Source organism: Acidovorax sp. KPB24-07, assembly GCF_057543315.1.
Genome location: NZ_BAAJYS010000167.1, coordinates 1 through 8,122, shown reverse-complemented (window position 1 = coordinate 8,122; position 8,122 = coordinate 1). Strand labels below are relative to the sequence as shown.

Here is an 8,122-nt window from a genome sequence, read left to right as displayed (position 1 = left end):
ACGCAGCAGAACGCCGCGCTGGTCGAGGAGTCCACCGCCGCCTCGGGCGTGCTCAACGAGCAGGCGCACAACCTGTCGCGCACCGTGGCCGGCTTCACGCTGGACAAGCACGCCGCAGGCCACGGCGGCGCGACGCCCCTCGCCCTGCCACGCTGAAAAGCGACGGCCGCCACCGCCCCTTGCCCACCATGAACGGTGCCAGCAGCCAGACCCAGATCGCCCAGCAGGTGGTGGAATCCATCCTGGCGCAAAAGCTCGCCCCCGGCGAGCGGCTGGGCGAGCAGGCGCTGGCCACCCTGTTCGGCGTGAGCCGCACCCTGGTGCGCGAGGCGCTCATGCAACTGCAGGCCCGTGGCTTCGTCGAGGTGCGGCCGCGCCGGGGCTGGTACGTGGTGGAGCCTTCGGTGGAAGACGCCCGCGATGCCTTCTCGGCGCGGCGCATCGTGGAATCCGGCATCCTGGCCGAAGCCGGGCGGCCGCTGCAGGCGGTGGTGCGCCGCCTGCGCCAGCACATCGCGCAGGAGCAGCAGGCCATCGACGATGCGGATGCCGCCACCCGGGCCTTTCTGCTGGCCGACTTCCACGTGTGCCTGGCCGAAGCCCTGGGCCACCGCAGCCTGAGCGGCATCCTGCGTGACCTCACCGCGCGCACCACGCTGGCCGCCTCGCTCTACCAGTCGCGCCACGAGGCCAGCCAGTCGTGCGCCGAGCACGCCGCCATCGTCGAGGCCCTCGAGCGCGGCGATACGGCCCTGGCGCGCGAGCGCATGCTGGCGCACATCGGGCATGTGGAGCAGGCGCTCGATTCGCAGGCGCCCCGCACGCACGACCGCCTGCGCGACTCGCTGGCGCCGCTGCCGGCGCGGGACGGCACGCGGGGCTGATTCGCACGCGCCAGCCCATCGGGCGCGCCACCGGTTCGCCATCCCATCTCCGTTTAGAGGCAGTTCCCCAGGCGGCATGGGCGGCGCGGGCGTAGCATTCGTGCCCCACAGCGACAGACACGACCCGCCACCATGCCCCCAACCGAAGGTCGTGCCCCGTCCGTCGGCCGCTCCCCCCTCGGGCGCCCCAGCGCCCAGCGCGCGCAGGAGCTGCGCCAGATCATTGTCGATGTGGCGGCCGCCCTCATGCTGGAGCACGGCTACGCGGGCACCAGCATGGAAGCCATCGCCACTGCGGCGGGCGTGACGAAGCGCACCATCTACACCCGGTTCGAGTCCAAGGAAAACCTGCTGCGCGAGGTGCTGGCGGCCGCCGCGCTGCCGGCATTGCAGCTCGATTTCCAGTTCGCGCCCGGCCTGCCCCTGCAGGACAAGCTGGTGCGGATCGGCATGGAAATGAATGCCACGCTGCTGCACCCCGGCATGCAGAACTGGCTTCGATTCGCCATCCATGGCATCTCGCTCCACCCGGAGCTGGCCCCACTGGTCCATGGATTGATCGAGCAATACCTGGCGCTGCTGGCGCATCATCTGGCGGACTTGTTCGCCAGCGAAGCCATGGTGGTGGAAGACCTGCCCACCCTGGCGAAGGTGTTCGCCAGCCTGATCTCGTCGCCGGCGCAGAACCTGGCGGCCTTCGCGATGCATCCCGGATCGCCCGAGGAGCAGGCGCAGCTCATGCACCGGTCCGTGGCGGTGTTCCTGGCCGGCTGCCGCGCCACCTGAGCGCCAGCAGGGTTTCAACATCTCCTCTTGTTGTTGCTTGCTGACAGGCCTGGCCATTAATGAAACCCATCAGTTTCATTTCTGATAGGATTTGAAACCATTGGTTACACAGGCAGTGGCACGGTCCCGCGATGGGTTTCTGCAAGGCTTCGCCATCCGCTCCCACAACGACAAAAGACAACAGCGGCTCTCGACCTTGCTGGCAAGAGGTGCATCACGGCGCCTCTTGAATCAACGCCCCTCCACCCAGTGCTCACGAGGCACGGGCCATTCCTGCGGCAATCCAATGCGTCGCCAGCGCCACCGCTGGTTTTTGACAATCCAAACGGGCTTCGAAAATGGAATGGTTTAAACGAATGAAGGTCGGCACCAAGCTGATCGCCGGCTTTCTGGCAGTCGCGGCGATCGGCGCGTTGATCGGTACGGCCGGCATCCTGCGATCCAGTGAGATCAATGACCTGGCGGATCTGATGTACGAGCGCGAAGTGGTCGGCCTGTCCCATGCGGCGGACGCCAATATCCAGCTCATCGCTGCAGGCCGGGCGATTCGCAATGCCCTGCTCGCATCGACGCAGGAGGAGCGGCGTACCCACACGGAATCGGTGCAGGCCCGCTTGAAGGCGATGCACGAATCGCTGAACAAGACAGACAACTTCTCCGTGACGGCACAGGGCAAAGCCCTGGTGGCCGAGAGCCAGAAAGCTGCCAAGGCCTACGACGATGGCATTCAATCCGTCCTCGCGCTGCTGCAGACAGAAGAATTGGCGAACACGCGTGCCTCGGTGACCAGAATCCACGAAGTCAGGCAGCTCGCCGACAAGGCCGACGAGCTGCTGGGACAGATCGTCGAACGCAAGCGCAGCAATGCCAAAAGCCTGAACGACAAGACCACCGAGATCTACCTCCAGGTGCGCCTCATCCTCATCAGCCTCACGATCGGCGGCGTGGTCCTGGGCATCCTGATCGGCGTCCTGCTCACGCGGGGGCTCACGCGCCAACTGGGCGGCGAGCCGGGCGATGTGGCCCGGGTGGCCGGTGCCATCGCGCAGGGGGATCTGACCGTCCCCATCGACACCTCCCGCGCTGCTCCGGGCAGCGTGGTGGCGGCCATGCAGACCATGCAGACCTCGCTGCGCGAGGTGGTCGGCACGGTGCGCGCCAGCAGCGGAAACATCGCCGTGGGCGCGACCCAGATCGCCACCGGCAACGCCGACCTGTCGCAACGCACCGAAGAGCAGGCGAGCAACCTGGAGGAGACCGCTGCCTCCATGGAGGAGCTGACCAGCACGGTGATGAGCAGCGCGGACACCGCCAAGCAGGCCGCCCAACTGGCCCAGTCCGCCAGCCAGGCCGCGCAAAAGGGCGGCGAGGTGGTCGGGCAGGTCGTGTCGATGATGGGGGAGATCAACCACTCGTCCCAGCGGATTTCCGACATCATCGGCGTCATCGACGGCATCGCGTTCCAGACCAACATCCTGGCCCTCAATGCCGCCGTCGAGGCGGCCCGGGCCGGCGAGCAGGGCCGCGGTTTCGCGGTAGTGGCCAGCGAGGTCCGCAGCCTCGCCCAAAAGAGCGCCGAAGCCGCCAAGGAGATCAAGACGCTCATCCACGACAGCGTGGACAAGGTGGCCAACGGAAGCCAGCTCGTCAATGCGGCGGGCACCTCCATGGAGGACATCGTCGGGCAGGTCCAGCGCGTCAGCCACCTGATCCAGGAAATCACGTCGGCGACGCAGGAGCAGACCTCGGGCATCAGCCAGATCAACGAAGCCGTGATGCAGCTCGACCAGGTGACGCAGCAGAACGCGGCCCTGGTGGAGGAATCCGCGGCGGCGGCCGACAGCCTCGACCAGCAGGTCAAGCAACTGGTGGCCGCCGTGGGCGTCTTCAAGCTCGACGAAGCCGCACCCCTGCCTTCGGCACCGCCGGCTGCGGCCAGGGCGAATGCCCCGCTCCTGCGCCCGCGCGAGGCGCCGGTGCATCGCAGCCAGCCGGCCCGCACCCTCCCCCCACGCCAGGGCGGCGGCACGGCCCGCGCCGCGCGCACTGCCTCCGAAGGACAGCCAGGAAGCGTGGGAAAGCTTCTGAAGCCGTGCGATGGCGGCGCGATGGCGACACCATGGCGACGGGATGCCCGCACCATGGCGGCGCCATCGCGCGGGCCCTTGCGAACGCGTTGCACGCCATGCGCAATCCGCATTGGCAGGGAGGATTTCCGCGCCCCGCTTGGAGTAAGCTCCCTGCGCATTTCTCCCTAGGATCTCCATCCATGACACAACACACACTGTCCGCAGCCGAGCAGGCCCTGCGCGAAGCCGCGCTCGAATACCACCGCAACCCCAGCCGCGGCAAGATTTCGGTCACGCCGACCAAGCCGCTGTCCAACCAGCGTGACCTGTCGCTGGCCTATTCGCCGGGCGTGGCCTACCCCTGCCTGGACATCCAGGCCGACCCGTCGCTGGCGTTCGACTACACGGCGCGCGGCAACCTGGTGGGTGTGATCACCAACGGCACGGCCGTGCTGGGCCTGGGCGACATCGGTCCGCTGGCTGGCAAGCCGGTGATGGAGGGCAAGGGCTGCCTGTTCAAGAAGTTCGCGGGCGTGGACGTGTTCGACATCGAGCTGGCCGAGCGCGATCCCGACAAGCTGGTGGAGATCATCGCGTCGCTGGAGCCCACGCTCGGCGGCATCAACCTGGAAGACATCAAGGCGCCCGAGTGCTTCTACATCGAGCGCGAACTCTCCAAGCGCCTGAACATCCCGGTGTTCCACGATGACCAGCACGGCACGGCCATCATCTCCAGCGCCGCGCTGCTGAACGGCCTGGAACTGGTGGGCAAAGAGATCGGCGCGGTGAAGGTGGCCGTGTCGGGCGCGGGCGCCGCCGCCATCGCCTGCCTGGACGTGATGGTGGGCCTGGGCGTGAAGCGCGAGCACATCTTCGTGGTGGACTCCAAGGGCGTGATCCACGACGGCCGCGCGAACCTCGACGAATCCAAGGCCCGCTACGCTCAAAAGACCGAGGCCCGCACGCTGGCCGACGTGGTCAACGGCGCCGACGTGTTCCTGGGCTGCTCGGCCCCCGGCGTGCTGACGGCCGAGATGGTCAAGACCATGGCCGACAAGCCGATCATCCTGGCCCTGGCCAACCCCGAGCCCGAGATCCGCCCCGAGCTGGCCAAGGCCGTGCGCCCCGACTGCATCATCGCCACGGGCCGTTCGGACTATCCGAACCAGGTCAACAACGTGCTGTGCTTTCCGTACATCTTCCGCGGCGCGCTCGACTGCGGCGCGACCAAGATCACGCAGGAGATGAAGCTGGCCTGCGTGCGCGAGATCGCCGACCTCGCCAAGGCCGAGATGAGCGACGAGGTGGCCGCGGCCTATGCGGGCCAGGAGCTGTCCTTCGGCCCCGACTACCTCATCCCCACGCCCTTCGACGTGCGCCTGATCCTGCGCATCGCCCCCGCCGTGGCCAAGGCGGCCGAGGCCTCGGGCGTGGCCACGCGGCCCATCCAGGACTACGCGGCCTACCGCGAAAGCCTCACCCGCTTCGTCTACCAGACCAGCATGTTCATGCGCCCGGTCTTCACCGCCGCCAAGGCCGCCCCCCAGCGCGTGGCCTATGCCGAGGGCGAGGACGACCGCGTGCTGCGCGCGGCGCAGGTGGCCGTCGACGAAGGCCTGGCGCGCCCGATCCTGATCGGCCGCCCCGCCGTCATCGCCACGCGCATCGCGAAGGCCGGCCTGCGGCTACAGCCGGGCAAGGACGTGGAGATCTGCAACCCCGAGGACGATCCGCGCTTTCGCCAGTACTGGGAGGCCTACCACCAGCTCATGGGCCGCGACGGCATCACGCCCGAGGCCGCCAAGGCCGCGGTGCGCCGCTCCAACACGCTGATCGGCGCGCTCATGGTGCGCCTGGGCGACGCCGACGCGCTGCTGTGCGGGCTGGTGGGCCGCTTCGACCACCACCTGGAGCATGTGCGCCAGGTGATCGGCCTGAAGGAAGGCACGCCGGACTTCGCCACGGTGAACGCGCTCACGCTGGACCAGCACACGCTGTTCATCGCCGACACGTACATCAACGAGGCGCCCGATGCCGAGCAACTGGCCGCGATCGCGCTGATGGCGGCCGAGGAAGTGCAGCGCTTCGGCCTGCCGCCGAAGGTGGCGTTCCTGTCGCACTCCAACTACGGCTCGTCCACGCGCCCCTCGGCCCGCAAGATGCGCGCGGCACGCGACCTGTTCGTGAAGGCGGCGCCCCACATCGAGTGCGACGGCGAACTGCACGGTGACTCGGCCCTGTCGGAGAAGATCCGCCACACCGCGCTGCTGGAAGGCACGCTGTCGGGCTCGGCCAACGTGCTGATCTGCCCCAACCTGGACGCGGCGAACATTCTGTTCAACGTGCTCAAGACCACCGGCAGCCACGGCACCACCATCGGCCCGATCCTGCTGGGCGCCGCGGCATCGGCCCATGTGCTGACGCCCTCCTCCACCGTGCGCCGCGTGGTCAACATGACCGCGCTGGCCGCGGCGAACGCGGCAGCGGCCAAGGCCCGCTGAACGCAAGGGCGCCGCCCGCACCATCCCCGCCCGGGGGACGGGGCTGGCGGCAGGCGCCTGCGCAAGGCACGGCGCCCCATGACCGGCTGACATCTCCGGGATGGAAGATCGATCCCCCGCGCCTCACGCGCGGCGGGGCCTTTGTGCCGGAACATCCAGGCGGTTGTCGATGTGCGAGGCCTCGGCCGCCTCCACGCTCGCCATCTGCACCACCAGATCCACGCCCTGCGTCTTCTGCACCGTGTTGCGCTCGTACGAGCGCAGCGAATAGGGCTGCTTGGCCGCTGGGTCCTTCCACTGCGCCTCGATCGTTTCGGCCAGCGCGGAGACCGCCTGCGGCAGGCCGCTCGGGTGCTGCGCGCACAGCTGCATCGACGAGCGGTAGGCATCGTCGCGCGCGCGGGCCTCGGGCGTCACGATGTAGCGCGCGGCGAAGCTGTGGGTGGGCGCCGCGTGGTCGCGGATGTCGGCCAGCAGGCCATCCAGGCGTTCAGGGTCGGCGCCGGCCTCCACCCATTCTCCGAGCTCCGGCGTCACCGCGTTCATGAAGGCGTCGACCTTCTGGTACTCCGTCTCGACGAACGACATCGGGTGCAGGCGGCCGTCCTCGTACACCGCCTCCCGCCGCTGGAACTGGCCCGCGAGGATGTGCTCCGCGCTCACGCCGGCTTGCACCGCCGCGAGCGCCAGGTCCACCCCGCCGGAAAACGAGGTGCTCGAAGCCACGCTGGCGGACGGGCCGGCCGACACCTTGGCCCCGGCCCCGACCCGCGTGGCATGCCCCGCGATCGACCGCTCCACGCGCATGCGCCCGGTGGCGTCGGCATAGTGCTTGGTGACGTTGCGCTGGGCCTCCACGAAGCCGCCCACGCCGGCGCTCACCTTGGCGCCCCATTTGCCGATCGAACCCATCAGGTCCGCACCCAGCCCATGCCGGCGGCGGCCATCGCCGGCCAGGCCGATGCGGTTGACCGTCAGCTCGGGAAAGTCCTGCAGCAGGCGCTGCAGCAGCGGGGTGGCGTCGTCCGCCTGCGCCCCGCCCTCGCTGCCGTCGAGCAACGCGTCCACCAGCGCCGAGAACTCCGCCCGCAGCTCCGGCACCGGCCGGCCGACCCGCGGCAGGCGCAGGGAGATGCCCTGGATTTCGGCCTCTTCCTTGCCGTAGAACACGGTATCGAGGTTGACCCCCGCCTTGGCCACACCGATGTCCGGCCCGACGAAGGCGCCGACCCCGATCTGCTTGGAGGCCTGGCGCTGCGATCCCAGCACCAGCTCCATGTCGTAGGGGGGCATGGCGATCTCGAAGACCGCCTGGCGGCCGCGCTGCGCCCGGCCATCGACCCGCCCGCGCAGGAAGAAGGCGCTCGCCACCGCGCTGATCGACGACGTGATCTGCCGCAGCCCCACCCCGACCAGCCCGCCGCTGCTCAGCCGCAGCCGGGAAGAGCCCTCGATGTTGGCGATGATGTCCTTCAGGGCCGAACGCACGGTCTCGCGCGTGATCACCGGCACCCGGGTGTCCCGTCCCTCGGCCTCTTCCTCGGCGCGCACAAGCGCCGTGGAGACGGCCTGCACCCAGGGCGCCTCCTGGGCTGGCGCTCCTTCCTCCGTGGGTTGCGCCGCCTGCGCCCCGTCGCTGCCGCTCGCTGGGCGGACCTCGGCAAACCACGCACTCATCGCCTGCGAATCCAGGCGCAGGTCCGCCAGGGCCTGCAGCTGCTTCGATTGGGCCAGTTGCTCCGCCAAACCAGGTCCGGCATTGCTCGACACCCGGACCGCCAGGCGGGCCGCGATGTCGGCGCGGGCCGCCTCGTCGAAGCCGGCCCGCTCCAGCGGCTGCGGTGCCGGCGTCTGCAGGCAATGCTCCAGCACGGCCGCTCGC

At 69.2% G+C, this 8,122-nt stretch carries 4 protein-coding genes and 1 pseudogene; 4 read left to right on the top strand and 1 reads right to left on the bottom strand.

Annotation, left to right across the window (positions count from 1 at the left end; genetic code table 11):
* Positions 1 to 188 precede the first annotated feature (188 nt).
* The 4 genes from AC27IQ_RS15730 (at position 189) to AC27IQ_RS15715 (ending at position 6,240) form a co-directional block, all read left to right on the top strand.
* The gene (locus tag AC27IQ_RS15730; protein WP_272567760.1) at positions 189 to 884 is read left to right on the top strand and encodes a GntR family transcriptional regulator; all 696 of its coding nucleotides are present in this window, start codon (positions 189 to 191) and stop codon (positions 882 to 884) included.
* A 132-nt stretch (positions 885 to 1,016) separates the two neighbouring features.
* Entirely contained in the window at positions 1,017 to 1,670 is a 654-nt protein-coding gene (locus AC27IQ_RS15725; RefSeq protein WP_487090013.1) for a TetR/AcrR family transcriptional regulator, read from the top strand.
* A gap of 356 nt (positions 1,671 to 2,026) precedes the next feature.
* Positions 2,027 to 3,928 (top strand): methyl-accepting chemotaxis protein, encoded by a 1,902-nt coding sequence (locus tag AC27IQ_RS15720; protein ID WP_487090012.1) that lies wholly within the window; start codon positions 2,027 to 2,029, stop codon positions 3,926 to 3,928.
* A gap of 11 nt (positions 3,929 to 3,939) precedes the next feature.
* The gene (locus tag AC27IQ_RS15715; RefSeq protein ID WP_284411130.1) at positions 3,940 to 6,240 is read left to right on the top strand and encodes an NADP-dependent malic enzyme; all 2,301 of its coding nucleotides are present in this window, start codon (positions 3,940 to 3,942) and stop codon (positions 6,238 to 6,240) included.
* 123 nt (positions 6,241 to 6,363) lie between these two features.
* Here the strand turns inward: AC27IQ_RS15715 and AC27IQ_RS15710 are convergent.
* Positions 6,364 to 8,122 (bottom strand): annotated as a pseudogene (locus AC27IQ_RS15710) (hypothetical protein); the annotation flags it as partial.

Excerpts from the sequence above, each read along its gene's own strand:
- AC27IQ_RS15720 (WP_487090012.1), top strand. The coding sequence starts at position 2,027 with ATGAAGGTCGGCACCAAGCTGATCGCCGGCTTTCTGGCAGTCGCGGCG.
- AC27IQ_RS15725 (WP_487090013.1), top strand. The coding sequence starts at position 1,017 with ATGCCCCCAACCGAAGGTCGTGCCCCGTCCGTCGGCCGCTCCCCCCTC.
- AC27IQ_RS15730 (WP_272567760.1), top strand. The coding sequence starts at position 189 with ATGAACGGTGCCAGCAGCCAGACCCAGATCGCCCAGCAGGTGGTGGAA.
- AC27IQ_RS15715 (WP_284411130.1), top strand. The coding sequence starts at position 3,940 with ATGACACAACACACACTGTCCGCAGCCGAGCAGGCCCTGCGCGAAGCC.